13 protein-coding genes are annotated in these 13,992 nt (G+C 68.7%); 8 read left to right on the top strand and 5 right to left on the bottom strand.

Translation table 11 applies throughout. The features are described from left to right. Positions 1 to 478: 478 nt before the first annotated feature. The 3 genes from AC3FOF_RS35870 to AC3FOF_RS35860 are packed head-to-tail and all read right to left on the bottom strand — an operon-like array spanning position 479 to position 2,409. The gene (locus AC3FOF_RS35870; protein WP_488729316.1) at positions 479 to 604 is read right to left on the bottom strand and encodes a hypothetical protein; all 126 of its coding nucleotides are present in this window, start codon (positions 602 to 604) and stop codon (positions 479 to 481) included. Next, complete coding sequence (locus tag AC3FOF_RS35865; protein ID WP_488729315.1) at positions 601 to 1,545, bottom strand: alpha/beta hydrolase; 945 nt, start codon at positions 1,543 to 1,545, stop codon at positions 601 to 603. The genes AC3FOF_RS35870 and AC3FOF_RS35865 overlap by 4 nt, the downstream gene beginning before the upstream one ends. A 54-nt stretch (positions 1,546 to 1,599) precedes the next feature. After that, complete coding sequence (locus tag AC3FOF_RS35860; protein ID WP_488729314.1) at positions 1,600 to 2,409, bottom strand: SDR family NAD(P)-dependent oxidoreductase; 810 nt, start codon at positions 2,407 to 2,409, stop codon at positions 1,600 to 1,602. 437 nt (positions 2,410 to 2,846) lie between these two features. Here AC3FOF_RS35860 and AC3FOF_RS35855 point away from each other — a divergent pair, with 437 nt between their 5' ends. Continuing rightward, positions 2,847 to 4,034 carry a helix-turn-helix transcriptional regulator gene (locus AC3FOF_RS35855; RefSeq protein ID WP_488729313.1) on the top strand — a complete coding sequence of 396 codons (1,188 nt, stop codon included), beginning with the start codon at positions 2,847 to 2,849 and terminating at the stop codon, positions 4,032 to 4,034. A gap of 5 nt (positions 4,035 to 4,039) precedes the next feature. Here AC3FOF_RS35855 and AC3FOF_RS35850 read toward each other — a convergent pair whose 3' ends face one another. Then, the gene (locus tag AC3FOF_RS35850; protein WP_488729312.1) at positions 4,040 to 4,408 is read right to left on the bottom strand and encodes a VOC family protein; all 369 of its coding nucleotides are present in this window, start codon (positions 4,406 to 4,408) and stop codon (positions 4,040 to 4,042) included. 14 nt (positions 4,409 to 4,422) lie between these two features. Next, positions 4,423 to 5,355, bottom strand: a complete 933-nt coding sequence (locus AC3FOF_RS35845; RefSeq protein WP_488729311.1) for a 5'/3'-nucleotidase SurE — start codon at positions 5,353 to 5,355, stop codon at positions 4,423 to 4,425. A 237-nt stretch (positions 5,356 to 5,592) separates the two neighbouring features. Here AC3FOF_RS35845 and AC3FOF_RS35840 point away from each other — a divergent pair, with 237 nt between their 5' ends. The 7 genes from AC3FOF_RS35840 (at position 5,593) to AC3FOF_RS35810 (ending at position 13,991) form a co-directional block, all read left to right on the top strand. Further along, positions 5,593 to 6,744, top strand: coding sequence for an LLM class flavin-dependent oxidoreductase (locus tag AC3FOF_RS35840; RefSeq protein WP_276268952.1), 1,152 nt, complete (start codon positions 5,593 to 5,595; stop codon positions 6,742 to 6,744). 121 nt (positions 6,745 to 6,865) lie between these two features. Next, positions 6,866 to 8,059 (top strand): acyl-CoA dehydrogenase family protein, encoded by a 1,194-nt coding sequence (locus AC3FOF_RS35835; RefSeq protein WP_488729310.1) that lies wholly within the window; start codon positions 6,866 to 6,868, stop codon positions 8,057 to 8,059. Positions 8,060 to 8,066: 7 nt separating this feature from the next. Then, the gene (locus AC3FOF_RS35830) at positions 8,067 to 9,821 is read left to right on the top strand and encodes an FAD-dependent oxidoreductase (protein ID WP_488729309.1); all 1,755 of its coding nucleotides are present in this window, start codon (positions 8,067 to 8,069) and stop codon (positions 9,819 to 9,821) included. Between the two features lie 57 nt (positions 9,822 to 9,878). Further along, entirely contained in the window at positions 9,879 to 10,397 is a 519-nt protein-coding gene (locus AC3FOF_RS35825) for a flavin reductase family protein (protein ID WP_488729344.1), read from the top strand. A gap of 27 nt (positions 10,398 to 10,424) precedes the next feature. Further along, complete coding sequence (locus AC3FOF_RS35820; protein ID WP_488729308.1) at positions 10,425 to 12,188, top strand: FAD-binding protein; 1,764 nt, start codon at positions 10,425 to 10,427, stop codon at positions 12,186 to 12,188. Continuing rightward, positions 12,172 to 12,939 carry an SDR family oxidoreductase gene (locus AC3FOF_RS35815; protein ID WP_488729307.1) on the top strand — a complete coding sequence of 256 codons (768 nt, stop codon included), beginning with the start codon at positions 12,172 to 12,174 and terminating at the stop codon, positions 12,937 to 12,939. The genes AC3FOF_RS35820 and AC3FOF_RS35815 overlap by 17 nt, the downstream gene beginning before the upstream one ends. An 11-nt stretch (positions 12,940 to 12,950) precedes the next feature. Continuing rightward, positions 12,951 to 13,991, top strand: a complete 1,041-nt coding sequence (locus AC3FOF_RS35810) for a 2Fe-2S iron-sulfur cluster-binding protein (RefSeq protein ID WP_488729306.1) — start codon at positions 12,951 to 12,953, stop codon at positions 13,989 to 13,991. The last annotated feature ends 1 nt before the right edge of the window (position 13,992 follow it).

Genomic DNA, 13,992 nt, shown 5'->3' with positions numbered 1-13,992 from the left:
TCCTTAGCGAGCGGCACACGAACCCGATTCCGCAGATGCTGGATTCGCGCCGGTAAAGAAAACCGCACTCACGGCAAGCGGGTTGCCAGGGCAGAAGGCGCATGCCAGAGACCTGCGACGTGGTGCGACGAGCAGCCATGATTTCACCGTGGCTGACTACCCGCATCGTCTGAATGAATGATGCTGGTCAAATTCGTCCGCTGGTCCGCTGCAACGAATTTGACACGAACGTTTACGTCACGGTACCGATAGGCCTTTGTCGATGACCCAGGACCGTCCGCGATGGGACGAAGAGCGGTCACCCTGACGTCCCCGTCGTCTATCCGTACGGCCCGGACGCCTGGGGCCGCGTCAAATACAACATCTTCGGGCCGCGTTCGTCGGGCAAGTACGCGCCCAAGGACGAGATGTAAAACCGCAGCTTGTTCCGCACCGTCACCGGCCTGCCGCTGCGCGACCGCGGCACGGTGACGATCGGTTATCGCGTCTGGGAGGAAGCGAACCCCAGCACCAACCGCGCATCCGCGGTGTCGTCCTCGATGACCACGACCCGCTGGCCGGTAGCGATGGCGCGCAGCACGTCGCCGATCGGTGCTGGATTCATGCCGCCTCCCATTCATCGGCAAAGGCGGCGCGCAAGGCTGCCGCAGCCAGGTCGAGCGCCGCGTCGGCTGTCCCCAGCAAGCCCTGCATGCTCATGAAGCCATGGATCTGGCCGGGCCAGCGATGCACGGCGCTGGCCACGCCGGCGCGCTGCATGGCGGCGCCGTAGGCCTCGCCCTGGTCGCGCAGGGGATCGTATTCGGCGGTGATGATGGTGGCCGGCGCCACGCCCGCCAGTTCGCGCTGGCGCAGCGGGCTGGCGCGCACATCGGCCGCGTGGCGCGGGTTGGGGAGATAGTGGCGGGCATACCAGCGCAGCATGTCCTCGGTCAGGAAGCAGCCTTGCGCGAACGTGCGCCAGCTACCGGATTCGTCCGCGCAGTCCAGGTAGGGATACAGCAGCAACTGGTGGCGCAGCGCCACGCTGCCGCGCAATTGCTGGCACGCGACCGCGGCCAGGTTGCCGCCCGCGCTGTCGCCGGCGACAGCCAGCTTGTCCGGCAGCGCGCCCAGTTCGGCGGCGTGCGTCGCACTCCAGCGCAGCGCCGCGCACGCATCGTCGGCGGCAGCGGGAAAGCGTGCCTCCGGCGCCAGCCGGTATCCGACCGACAGCACCAGGGTGCCCGCGCGGTTCGCCAGCGAGCGGCAGATATTGTGGTGGGTTTCGATCCCGCAGGCGACGAAGCCGCCGCCATGGAAGAACACCGTGAGCGGCCAGGGGCCATTGCCATGCGGCCGGTAGAGGCGGGCGGGCAAGGGGCCGGCGGCACCGGCCACGCTCAGCTCTCGTTCTTCCGCGACCGTATCGCCCGATGCTAACGGCGGTTGCGAGGCCAGTAAGGCCCGATAGGCCTCCGGCGTGATGGTGTTGAAATCGAGTGGCGGGAACTGCGCCATGGCGTCGAGCAGGGCGCGGACTTGCGGATCGAATTCGAATGGCATTGGCTTTTCCTTGTGTAGGCGGGAGGAAGTGCAGGGGAGTGGATGCGGCGCGCTTTAGAAGGCGAATGCGGGCGCCTTGCCGCTGGCGATGCCGTTCGCGCGCGCTTGCGCGGCGGCGGCGGCTTCGGCATGCGGCAGGATCCAGAAGTCCCCGGCGGTCACGCCGTCGAGGATGTGCCGTGCCATGGTTGCCGCCGGCATGCCCTGCGCGATGCTCGCCTGTAGCGCCTGGTTCATGTCAGCGACGCCGTTTAGCGCACCGGCCGGCAGGTCGAGCGCAATGCCGGTGGCCACGGGGCCGGGGCAGGCCACCGACACCTTGAGTGGCAGGCCCGCCGCCTGCAACTCCATCGCCAAGCCCTCGCTCAACGCCACCACGCCCTGCTTGGACACGGTGTAGGGCGCAAGCCATGGACCCACGGCAAGCCCCGCCATGGAAGCGATGTTGACGATATGCCCGCTGCCTTGCGCCGCCATGCGGGGCACGAAGACGCGCAGGCTGTGGATCACACTCCACAGGTTGACGTTCAGCACGCGCTCGAACACGGCGGCATCCAGTTCCCAGCAAGCACCGGTCGCCAGCACGCCGGCATTGTTGATGAGCAGGTCGACCCGGCCCAGCAGTTCGAAGCTGCGCGCGCAGAGCTGCTCGATCTGGCCAGCCTGCGCCACATCGCTTGGCAGTATCGCGATCGTTTGCCGGTGGTGCGTCAGTTCTCCGTGCACGCGCAGCAGCGCATCGGCATCCTTGTCCGCCAGCACCAGCGCCACCCCCTGCGCGGCGAGCGCGTGGGCCAGAGCCCGGCCTATGCCGCCGCCGGCGCCTGTGATCACCGCAGTCTTTCCGGTCTCGTTTGCCGCCATGGCAGGTCTCCTCGCGAAGTGGTTGGAATGGATGGGGCGCAGGATCGCGTCCGCCCATTTCTACCGGCCGGGCCGGGCCTTCGCATCGTCTGTTTGAGTGAGGCGTGCGGCTGGAGCGAGGCTCAGGGATTGCCCGGAGAGGGGAGTTGCTTAGTCCGTTTGCAGTATGTGAGCGTGCGCGGGGAGGGTATGGTCTGGCCTATCCGAAAGCGGCGAAGCCGGTACGACAACAAGCGCCGGCAAGGCCGCTTAGCGCGAGTCTTGCGAGACCACGGCGGCATCACATGGCGCGCGGATAGGTGCAAATCATGAGGCACGATCGTGCCGCCGACACAGTGGCGATCCATATAATCGGAAGCCGCCGGGGGGGCACAGCGCCCCTTTCATGGCGAACGCCGGCCGCAGAGCCAGGCGTGGAAGACAGGAGACAAAGAGGTATGTTGATGGAGGCAACCCACAGCCAGGAAGCGGCGCTTTGCCATGCGCCGGTGTCGCTCTCGCTGGCGGACTTCAGTACGCTGCTTGGCAAGATCTACCAGGGGCCCATGGAGCAGGTGCCATGGAGCAAGGCGCTGGAACTCATCCGCACGCACTTGCACGCGAACTTTGTCACGCTGATCCTGCGCTCGCCGGCCAGCGACCGGCCGGGGCTGATGGTGCACGCCAGCAAAGAGGGCGGCACCACCTTGCCCGGCGAGGCCATGTACAACAGCTACTACTACGCGCTCGATCCCTTCGTCGGCCTGCCCGCCGACCGCGTGGTGACCATAGACGAGCAGCTTGGGGCGGGTGCATGGTGCAACAGCACCCTGTACAAGGAGTTTCTGCAGCCGCTCGGCATCCGCTATCTGCTGGGCGCGGACATCCGCACCGACGACGGCGTGGAATGCCGATTCCGTGTCTGCCGCAACGCCGACGCGCCGGACTTCTCGGAGGCGGACAGGGCCATTTGCGCGGTGCTGCTGCCGCACCTGCGGCGCGCGGTCGACCTGCACTCGCGCATGGACGTGGTGGAGTCGGAGCGCGCCCTGTACGCCGGCGCCATCGACCGCATGCTGGTCGGCATGGCGATACTCGACGAGACCGGGGCCATCATGCGGACCAATTCGGCCGCGGACGAGATCCTCGCCGGCAAGGACGGCATCCGTATCACCAAGGGTTCGCTGGATGTCGAGTACGCCCAGGAAAACCGTCAGTTCCAGCGCCTGCTGCGCCAGGCCATCATGGGACATTTCGGCACCGCGCCGGCGGTGATGGAAGCGATGTCGATCACGCGGCCTTCGGGCAACGCGAAGCTGGGCGTGCTGATCCGGACGATTCCACTGAGCGAGTGGTCGGAAGACAACAAGCGCCGGCCTTCGTGCGTGATTTTCATCCGCGATCCGGAGCGCAAGTCGCAGGCCTCGCACGAGGTGGTGCGCAAGCTGTTCGATTTCACGCCGGCGGAGACCCAGCTTGCGCTGCAACTGGCCAACGGCCTCGCGCTGGAAGAAGCGGCCGAGGAACTGGGCATCAGCAAGAATACGGCGCGCGCCCACCTGCGCGCCATCTTCTCCAAGACCGGCGTGACCCGGCAGGCCACGCTGGTGCGCATGCTGCTCAGCAGCGTGGTGGCGCTCGGCTGAACGCGCTAGCCCGCCGTCATGGCGGGCTTGGCGGGCTTGGCGCTGACCACCAGCGGGAATCCCTGTGGCGTGGTCAGCACCGCGCGCAGCTCATGCGGGCCGCTGGCGAGCGGCTGCGCGATCTGCGCGCCGCCCGCCAGCAGTCGCTCGATCGCCGCGGCGATATCCGCGCCGGCTTCCAGCCGGAATGCCAGCGCGGGCTGGGACACAAGCCGCTCCTCGCCGGCCACCAGCGCCACCGTGATGGCGCCGGCATCCAGCGCGCAATAGCGCCCGCCATCGCGAAACTTCACCGCCAGGCCCAGACCCTGCTCGAAGAACGGCAGCGCGGCATCGATATCGTCCACCGGGTAAAGCAAGAGGTTCGATTGCATGCTGGCGCTCCTCGTCAACGGGCCGCCGCCTGGCGGCACACGGTGCCGCTGGCGCCTTCACAGGCCGCCACGAATCCGGACAACCGCTGGTAGACCGCCTCGCCCTGCGCGGCGGGTGCGTCGAGGCGGGCGCCGATCACGCTGATGGTGATGTTGCCGCGCTCCACCTCGCGTCCCTCGGAGTGCGCGGTGCCGCCATCGTACTGGGTCTTCGCATCGCCGAGCACCACCCCCGGGCGCGCCGGCAGCGTCATGCCCGGCAGCGCGTGCGGCGCCATATCGTCGACGAAGATCATGTGGTAGGGCGAGTAGTCGCCATTGACGGTTTGCATGACGCCCCGGATGGCGTCGGTGCGCGGCAGGTTCACGTTCAGCCCCACGCCCGGCGGCAACAGCGCCTCGGCCGGGCTCTTGCGGCTCGCCTGCAATTGCGTCACCAGCGCGGACACGATGCCGGCCACCTTGGCCGGCGCGTCCTCGCTGTGGTCGGCGCTCACCGCCATGGCCGGCACGCCGCGCCGCAGCGCCATTTCCAGCACGCCGATGGTCCCGGACAGGTTGACGAGATAGCCCGCGTTCCAGCCGATGTTCGGCCCGGCGATGACGAGGTCGGGCGCCTTGTCCCGGTACACCCGGTCCAGGCCATACATGGCCGCCACTGCCGGCGTGCTGTCGACGACATGCACGTTGGGATCCTGCGGGTCGCGATGCACGTCGACCGCGGTGAAGTACTCGAATGAAGCCGAAGCGCCGCTGAAGTTGCGCTTCGGCGCCGACATCACCACGCGGTGTCCTTCCTGCTTCAGCCTGGCGTACAGGGCGCGGATATTGGGCGATTGATAGCCGTCGTCGTTGGACAGCAGGATGTCGAGCGCATGGGCGGGCGCGGCGGTGCCGGTCAGCAGGGCGGCCAGCAACAGCGTCTGGCGAAGCGGAGGAATCTTCATGAGGGGCGTATCCATTTCCATGGGGTGAGTGGTCCAGGACATGATAGGGACACGGTGCCGCTGCGCATAATCCAATCAGACGATGCCGCGCTTTCCCCGGCCGCACACACTGCGGTCACGCAGGCCAGCAATGACGGTGCCGGCGATGGCGCCGCCCGCCACGACAAGGCGGCGGCGCTCCCGGCCGATGGCCTGAAAACCTGGCCTGAAAACCAAATGCAAAGGATGGGGACTGCAATGCGATTCTCGCTGATCTACGAAGCGCAGACTGTCGACGCGTCGCGCGCCGGCGACCACAAGGTGTTCGACGAAATCATGGAGCAGGTGGAGCTCGCCGAGGACATGGGTTTCGATGTCGTCTGGGCGGTGGAGCACACGGCGTTGACCAACTACGCGCACATGAGCGCGCCGGAGACGTTCCTTGCCTTCGTGGCCGGGCGCACGCGCCGCATCGGCATCGGCCACGGCGTGGTCTGCCTGCCGCCGGCGATGAACCATCCGGTCAAGGTGGCCGAGCGCGTGGCCACGCTCGACATTCTCTCCGGCGGGCGCGTGCACCTCGGCGTGGGCAAAGGCGGCACGCAGCAGGAAGCGGGCACCTTCGGCTACGACCTCAATACGCTGCACCCGATGATCGACGAGTCGATGTACCTGATTCCGAAGATCCTCACCCAGGACGAGATCGAGCACGACGGCGAGTACATCAAGATCCCGCGCCGCCCGATCCATCCCAAGCCGCGCCAGGACCCGCATCCGCTGATGTACCTGGCATGCACCAACGCCGACACGCTGCAGCGCGCGGGCGCGCGCGGCATGGGCGCGCTGGTGCTTGGCTTCGGCGGCCCGGAGGACGTGGCCAAGAAGAACGCCATCTACCGCGAGGCGTGGGAGACGCGTCAGGCGAAGGACCAGGTCGGCTTTCGTCCGCACCAGCATCTGGCCGCGCTGTGCCCGACCATCGTGCTGGAAGACGGCGTGGCCGCGCGCAAGATCGGCATCAAGGGGCAGCGCTATTTCATGGAGTCGCTGGCGTACTGGTACTCCGGCGGCGAGCGTCCCAACCCCGAGGCATGGGACGCGGAGAACGTCACCGGGGAGGACGCGCAGGGCAAGGCCGTGATCAAGACCAGCTTCGCCTCGGAGAAGGTCACGGTGGACTTCAGCGATCCGTCGATGATGATGCTCAACCCCAACCATGCCTACGGCACGGTGGAGGACTGCATCGGCTATGTGCAGCGCCTGATCGACGCCGGCGCGGACGAGATCCTCTTCATCTGCCAGATGGGCACGGTGCCGCAATGGGCCCAGCTTGAAACCATCCGCAATATCGGCGAGCACGTGATCCCGCACTTCCGCGCCCAGGGCCGCAAGCTGCGCGCGCTCGCCTGAGCGAGCCATCGGACCATCGCTGCTGCGCGACTAGTCTCCTCGGACGATGGCGCGGGGCAGCGGCGATGCCAGCATGAAGGCACGACAAGGCCGGCCCGGTGGCCGGCAAGAGGAGATAGCGGTGCATCGAGACAACTACCCCGAAGGACTGGCCGCCGAGATGATCGGCCGCGCGCACGAGATGATCCCGGTGCTGGCGCGGCGCGCCGGCCAGGCCGAGGCGCAAGCGCGCATCCCGGCCGAAACCGTGGCCGACATGCAGGCTGCGGGCTTCTTCAAGGTCCTGCAGCCGCGCCGCTACGGCGGCCATGAGCTGGACCCGCAGACCTTCTTCGACATCCAGATGGCCCTGGCCAAGGGCTGCATGTCCACCGCCTGGGTCTACGGCGTGGTGGGCGTGCACAACTGGCAGCTTGCCTTGTTCGACGGGCAGGCCCAGCAGGACGTCTGGGGTACGGATACTTCCACCCTGATCGCCTCGACCTATATGCCGGTGGGCAAGGTGGTGCCAGTGGAAGGCGGCTTCCGCTTCTCGGGGCACTGGAAGTTCTCCAGCGGCAGCGAGCTGTGCGACTGGATCTTCCTCGGCGGCATGGTGCCGCCGCGGCAGGCCGGCGCGGCGCCCGAGTACCGCACCTTCCTGCTGCCGCGCAGCGACTACACCATCGTGCGCAACTGGGATGTGCTGGGCCTGCGCGCCACCGGCAGCCACGACATCGTGGTGGACGACGTGTTCGTGCCGGCATACCGCACCCACCGCGCCATCGATGGCGCCATGGGTACCAGCCCGGGCTTGTCCCTCAACAACGCGCCGCTGTACCGGCTGCCGTTCGCCCAGATCTTCGTGCGTGCCGTCTGCACCGCCTGCATCGGCGCGCTGGAAGGCGGGCTGGACGATTTCGTCGCCTATGCCGATGGCCGGGTGAGCGCCAACAGCGGCGGCAGGACGGCCGAGGACGGCGGCGCCCAGCTTGCCTGTGCCAACGCGGCGGCCGGCATCGACGAGATGCGCACTATCCTGCATCGCAATTTCGACGAGCTGATGGCAACGGCGCACCGCGGCGAGCAGCTCGATACCGCGCGCCGCCTGCATTTCCGCTACCAGTCGTCGCAGGTGGCCGAGCGGTGCGCGCAGCTTGCCAACAGCCTGTTGCGCTATGCCGGCGGCAATGGCATCTACGTCACCAATCCGCTTGTGCGGCGCTTCCTCGACCTGCACGCGGCACGTGCCCACTACGCCAACTACCTGGATCGCTTCGGCCAGAACCTGGGCGGCGTGATGATGGGCCGCACCAATACCGATTTCTTTATCTGAGGCCGACGTGGAGCGGATCATAAGCCAGGGCACAGGGCAGGAAGGCGGCACCGGGGCGTTTGATGTGGTGGTGGTCGGCTCCGGAGCGGGCGGCATGCTGGCCGCCTGCCGCGCGGCGGATCGCGGCCTGTCCGTGGTGGTGCTGGAGAAGAGCGGCCAGTACGGCGGCACCTCGGCGGTATCCGGCGGCGGGATCTGGATCCCGCTCAACCACCATATCGAAGAAGCCGGCGGCAGCGACAGCTACGACGCCGCGCTCACCTATCTCGAAGCGTGCACGGAAGGCCGCTCCACGCCCGCCAAGTTGCGCGCCTACCTTGAACACGGCCCGCGCATGCTCGACTACCTGGAGCAGCGCACCGGGGTGCGCTACTACTCGCTGCCGCGTTATGCGGATTACTTCCAGCGCTTGCCGGGCGCGTTGCCGGGGTATCGCTCGCTGGATCCGATGCCGTTCGACGGCACGCTGCTGGGCGAGGAGTTCGCGCGGTTGCGGCCGCCTTCGCCGGGGACGCTGGTCGCGGGCCGAGTGGCGGTGACGTCCGCCGAAGCCCACGCCATGTTCAGCAAGAGCCGTGGCTGGCTCAGCGTGGCAGCCCGGCAGTTCGGGCGCTACTGGCTGGATCTGGGCTGGCGGCGCCGCACCGCGCGTGACCGCCGGCTCACGCTCGGCAACAGCCTGGTGGGCGGCTTGCGCCACGCCATGATGACGCGCGGCATTCCGCTGTGGCTCGATACCGCGCTGGAAGACCTTCTGGTAGCGCAGCAAGACGGCGCGGCGCGCGTCACCGGCGTGCTGGCGCGGCGCAATGGCGCACCCGTGCGCATCGAAGCCCGGCGCGGCGTGATCCTGGCCGCGGGCGGCTTCGAGCGGAACCAGGCCATGCGCGAGCAATACCTGCCGCACCCCAGCCGGGCCGAGTGGAGCGCCACGCCGCCGCACAACACCGGCGACGGCATCCGGGCCGCGCAGCGCGCGGGCGCGGCGCTGGAGCTGATGGCCCATGTATGGGGCGCGCCAACGGTGAAGGTCAGCGGCGAGGAAAAGCAGCGAGCCATCTTTGTCGAGCGCGCCTTGCCGGGCTGCATCGTCGTCAACGGGCAGGGCAGGCGCTTCGTCAACGAGGCCGCGCCGTATTCCGAGTTTGTGCCTGCGATGTACCGCGACCACGAGCAGACCGGCTGCAGTGTGCCGGCGTGGCTGGTGTTCGACGCCACCTTCCGCCGCAAGTATCCCTGCGGGCCGATCCTGCCCGGCTCGATCATGCCGGACCGCCGCATCCCCGCTCCCTTCGCGGACATCCTGCTGCGCGCCGACTCGCTCGACGCGCTTGCCCGCCTCGCCGGCATCGACCCCGCCGGCCTGGCGCAAGCCGTCGCGCGTATGAACGGCTTCGCGGCGAGCGGGGTGGACGAGGACTTCGGCAAGGGCGACAACGTCTTCGATACCTACTACGGCGACTCCCAGGTCCGCCCCAATCCCTGCCTGGCGCCGATCGGCCGCGCGCCGTTCTACGCGGTGCGCATCGACGCGGGCGATATCGGCACCAAGGGCGGCCTGGCGACCGACGCCAGCGCCCGCGTGCTGCGCGAGGACGGCTCGCCCATCGACGGGCTATTCGCCATCGGCAATACCAGCGCCTCGATGATGGGCGCCAGCTATCCGGGCGCGGGTTCCACCATCGGGCCAGCCATGACTTTCGGCCTGATCGCAGCCGATGTACTGGCGGGCGGGGCAGCCGGCCAGGGCAAGGCGGATTAACACCATGACGCAGCGCGATGCGGCTACCGCACCGCGCATTACACAGCAGGAGGCATGATGAACCAGAATATTTCCCCGTCGCTGCGCGACGATATGCTGATGGCAATGCGCCGCATGGCGCGCTCGGTCGCGGTGGTCAGTTGCCGCGAGGGCGAGCGCCGCTACTCGATGTCGGTCACCGCGGTCGATTCGCTGTCCGCCGATCCGCCTTCGCTGCTGATCTGCATCCACCGCAATGCCTCGATCTACCCGGCCCTCAACGCCGGCGTGGACTTCTGCGTCAACCTGCTGGCCGCCGATCACCGCGACATCGCCGTTGACTGCAGCGGCCGGCTCAAGGGCGAGGAGCGCTTCACCACGGGCCAGTGGGAGGCCGACCTGCTGCGCGTGCCCTACCTGCGGGATGCCCAGGCGAACCTGATCTGCGAGCAGGACGGCCGCTTCGACTACGGCACCCACGCCGTCTTTATCGGCCGCCTGCGCGAAGTCCGCCTGGCGGGCGAGGTGGCGCCGCTGGTCTATGTGGATGGCGCCTACTCCACCTCGGCGCCGCTGGCCAGCCTGCGGGCGGCGTGACGTGAGCCAAGCGCTGGAGCCTACGCCATGACCGCCAAAGCCCTGGTTCCCGAGCCCGCTTCCGGCGGGGTCAACGCGGTGTCGCCGCCGCTGGTCGTCGCCGACCCGGGCGCCTACGGCTGGAATGCCCATTGCGACGTGATGGTGGTCGGCTTCGGCGCGGCCGGCGCTTGCGCGGCGCTCGAAGCGGCGCGCGGCGGGCTCGACGTGATCGTGGCCGACCGCTTCGAAGGTGGTGGCGCCAGCGCGAGGAGCGGCGGCGTCGTGTATGCGGGCGGTGGCACGCCATACCAGCAGGCCGCCGGCTACCGCGACACGCCCGAGGCCATGGCGGCCTACCTGCGCCAGGAGGTTGGCGACGTCGTCTCCAATGCCACCCTGCGGGCCTTCTGTGAGCGCAGGACCGGCATGATTGCCTGGCTGGAGCAACTTGGCGCGTGCTTTGCCGCCACCGTGCCGCCACGCAAGACCTCGTATCCCGCGCAGGACTATTACCTGTACTACTCGGGCAACGAGGCGGTGGCGGATTACGCGCGGCATGCCGAGCCGGCGCCGCGCGGCCATCGCTGCAAGGGCAGCGGCATGTCCGGCCACGTGCTGTACGGCGTGCTGCGGCGCGCGGTGCAGGCGCAGGCGAGCGTGGACGTGATACGCCATGCCGCAGCGCGCCGCTTGATTGTCGATGGCAAGGGCGCGGTCATTGGCGTGGAACTCCGGCGCATGCCACCTGGCCCCCTGCAACGCCGGCATGCCCGCCTGGCGCGCTGGGCCGAGCGCCTGCACAACCTTTCCCCGGCCCTGGCCGATGCGCTGCGCCGGCGGGTGACGCAACTGGAAGAGAACCTCGCGCAGCCCTATGCGGTGCGCGTCGGCGCCGTGGTGCTGGCCACCGGCGGCTTCATCTTCAACCCGGCCATGGTGGCCGCGCACGCCCCCAAATACCGCCGCAACTGGCGCCTGGGCACCACCGGCTGCGATGGCAGCGGGATCCGGCTCGGCCTGTCCGTGGGGGCGGCGGCGCGCCACCTGGAGCGCGTTTCGGCATGGCGCTTCATCAATCCGCCATTCGACTGGGCGCGCGGCTGCGTGGTCGACGCGCAGGGCGCGCGCATCGGCAATGAAGAGGTCTACGGCGCGCGGCTGGGCCACGCCATCTGCGAGGAGCATGGCGGCCACGCTTGGCTGATCCTGAACGCCGGACTCGCGCGCGCAGCCCTGCGAGATTGCGTCACCGGACGCCTGTGGGCCTTCCAGCGCGTGCCCGCCATCATGCTGATGCTGTTCGGCGCCACGCGTGCACCGAGCATCGAACGGCTGGCCGGCAAGCTGGGCATGCCGCGTGCGGCATTGCAGGCGACGCTGGCCGCGTACAACGCGGCGGCGCGCGGCGAGCGGCCCGACCTCACGGGGAAACCTGCGGCGATGTGCGCATCGCTCGAGCGCGGGCCTTATCTGGCCATCGATATCTCCGCGCACAGCCGCACCTTTCCCTGTCCCGCCATCACCCTCGGCGGCCTGCGCGTGGACGAGGCGTGCGGCCAGGTGCTGGCGGACGGGGGCAGCGGGCAGGGGGACGTGATCCCGGGACTGTACGCGGTCGGCCGCACCGCGATCGGCATCGCATCGAATCACTACGTAAGCGGCCTTTCGCTCGCCGACTGCATCTGGTCGGGGCGCAATGCCGGGCGCCATCTCGCCGCCATGGCGAGCCAGGCCCGGGCGGACGAGCCGGGCCGCATTGAAGACATCCACGAACACACCAAGGAGACAAGCCATGAGCAACCGGGTTGAAGGAAAGATCGCCATCGTCACCGGCGCCGCCAGCGGCGTCGGCAAGGAAGACGCCTTGCTGCTGGCGCGCGAGGGCGCGCGCGTGGTGCTGACCGACCTGAACGAGGAGGCCGGCCACGCCGTGGCGCGCGAGATCGGCGACGCGGCCATCTTCGTGCCCCACGATATCGCCAGCGAGGCCGGCTGGCAGCAGGTGATGAAGCGCACCCGGGAGCGCTTCGGCACGCCGGGCGTGCTGGTCAACAACGCCGCGGTGCTGGCGCTGGGCTCGGTGGAGGACACCACGCTGGAACAATGGCAGCGCGTGATGCGCATCAATGCCGACGGCTATTTCCTGGGCTGCAAGTACGGCGTGGGCGCGATGAAGGAGAGCGGCGGCGTGATCGTCAATATGTCTTCGGTGGCGGCGCTGGGCGGCATGGGCGTTTTCTGCGCCTACAGCGCCAGCAAGGGCGCGGTCGCCGCGCTCACCCGCAGCGTGGCGGCCTACTGCAAACAGCGTGGCTACAAGATCCGCTGCAACTCCGTCCACCCGGACGGCATCCTGACGCCGATGACGGCCGCGCTGATGCAGGGCGCGGCCGACGCGCCGGCCACACACGAGCAGGCGGGCGGCGATCCGATGCAGCGCATGTGCCTGCCCGGCGACGTGGCAAACCTGGTGCTGTTCCTGGCCTCGGATGAGTCGCGCTTCGTCAACGGCGCCGAGCTGCGCATCGACAACGCGCAGACCATCATGGGCGTAGCCTGATCGCGGACATCATGGTGCAAGCGCAATTCCACCCTCTGCGCATCGCCCAGGTGGTGGCCGAAACCGACGAGGCAAGCTCGCTGGTGTTCGAGCTGCCCGACGGACTGCGCGATACCTTCGCCTACCGGCCGGGCCAGTTCCTGACGCTCAAGGTGCCGCTGGAGGGCGCCGCGCAGCAGCGCTGCTACTCGCTGTCCAGCAGCCCGCAGGTCGACAGCGCGCTGCGGGTGACCATCAAGCGCGTGCGCGGCGGTCGCGTATCCAACTGGATCTGCGACCGGCTCGGTGCCGGCGACACGGTCGACGTCATGCCGCCTGCGGGCGTGTTTACGCCGCGCAGCCTGGATGGCGACCTACTGCTGCTGGCGGGCGGCAGCGGCATCACGCCGGTGCTTTCGATCGCCAAGGCCGTGCTGCGCCAGGGCGGCGGCAGCGTCACGCTGCTCTATGCCAACCGCGACGAGCGCAGCGTGATCTTCCGCGATGCGCTGCGCGAGCTGGCGGCGCGGCATGCGGACAGGCTGTGCGTGATCCACTGGCTGGACAGCGTGCAAGGGCCGCCCTCGCAGGCCCAGCTCGAAGCGCTGGCTTCGCCCTGGCGCCATGCCGAATGCTTTATCTGCGGGCCGGGACCGTTCATGGACGGTGCCCAGGCTGCCTTGCAGGCCCTTGGCGTGGCGCGCGAGCGGATTCACGTGGAGCGCTTCGGCGCGCCCCCGCCCGCCGCAGGGCCGGCCGAAGAAGAGACGAACGGCGAGCAAACACCAAGTTCCGCGCCCGCCGCACTGGAAGTGGAGCTGGATGGCGTACGCCACCGGCTCCACGCGCACGCCGGGGAGACCGTGCTCGACGCCATGCTGCGCGCCGGCATTGCGGCCCCGAACTCCTGCCGTTCCGGCCTGTGCGGCGCCTGCATGTGCCAGGTGACGCGCGGCCAGGCGACGCTGGGCGAGAACCACGTGCTTGACGAAGCCGACCGTGAGGCCGGCTGGACCCTGGCCTGCCAGACCCGCGCGGCCGGCAGCGAACTGCACCTGAAATTTCCCGACTGAC

The organism is Cupriavidus sp. 96C5-1 (assembly GCF_057798855.1).
The sequence above is the reverse complement of the archived record's forward strand: the minus strand, read 5'-3'. Positions and strand labels throughout refer to the sequence as shown.